This window comes from Streptomyces niphimycinicus, from assembly GCF_018883605.1.
Taxonomy (GTDB): Bacteria; Actinomycetota; Actinomycetes; order Streptomycetales; family Streptomycetaceae; genus Streptomyces; species Streptomyces niphimycinicus.
Window position 1 is genome coordinate 1 of record NZ_JAHLEM010000736.1, and the last position, 893, is coordinate 893.

The 893-nt window shown below is 72.7% G+C and carries 1 protein-coding gene; it reads right to left on the reverse strand.

Annotation, left to right across the window (positions count from 1 at the left end; translation table 11 throughout):
- On the reverse strand, nucleotides 1-893 hold an 893-nt coding region (locus KN815_RS41450), incomplete at both ends, for an acyltransferase domain-containing protein (protein WP_253209576.1).

Sequence of the window (893 nt, forward strand, 5' to 3'; positions counted from 1 at the left end):
CTCGGCGCCCCGCTCGGTCAGCGTACGGACGACACCGTCCGTCCACGCCTCGGCGGCCGTGTCCTCGGCGGGGGCGGCGACAAGCCACACCCCGGACAGCCGGGCCGCGGAGCCCAGCGACAGCGGCTTCCACGCCACCTGGTAGCGCCAGCCGTCGACACCGGCGGCTGCCCGGCTCGCCACCGGCTCCTCGGGCCAGTAGCGGCGGTGCTGGAAGGCGTAGGTCGGCAGGTCGACGCGGTGGGCGCCGGTCCCGGCGAAGTACGCGGCCCAGTCCGGCGTCACCCCGCGGACGTGGGCCCGGGCGATGGCCGTGGTCAGCGCCTCGGCCTCGGGACGGTCCTTGCGCAGCGCGGCGACGAACGCGGCGTTGCCACCCGTGACGCACTCCTGCGCCATCGCGGTCAGGACACCGTCGGGGCCCAGCTCGACGAAGGTGGTGACGCCCTGGGCTTCCAACGCCCGCACACCATCGAGGAAGCGGACGGCCTCACGGACGTGGCGCACCCAGAAGTCGGCCGTCGTGATCTCCTCGGCGGCCACCACGCCACCGGTCAGATTCGACACGATCGGGATGCGCGGCGCCTCGTACGACAGGCCCTCCGCAACCTCACGGAACGCGTCCAGCATCCCGTCCATGCGCGGCGAGTGGAACGCGTGGCTGACCGTGAGCCGCTTGGTCTTCCGACCCTGCGCCTCGAAGCCCGCCGCAATCGCGACAGCCGCATCCTCATCACCCGCGATAACGACCGAAGTGGGCCCGTTCAGCGCGGCAATGCTGACCCGCTCGGTGAGCAGCGGCGTGACCTCGTCCTCCGACGCCTGCACCGCGATCATCGCGCCACCGGCCGGAAGCTCCTGCATCAAACGGCCACGCGCCGCCACCAGCTTCG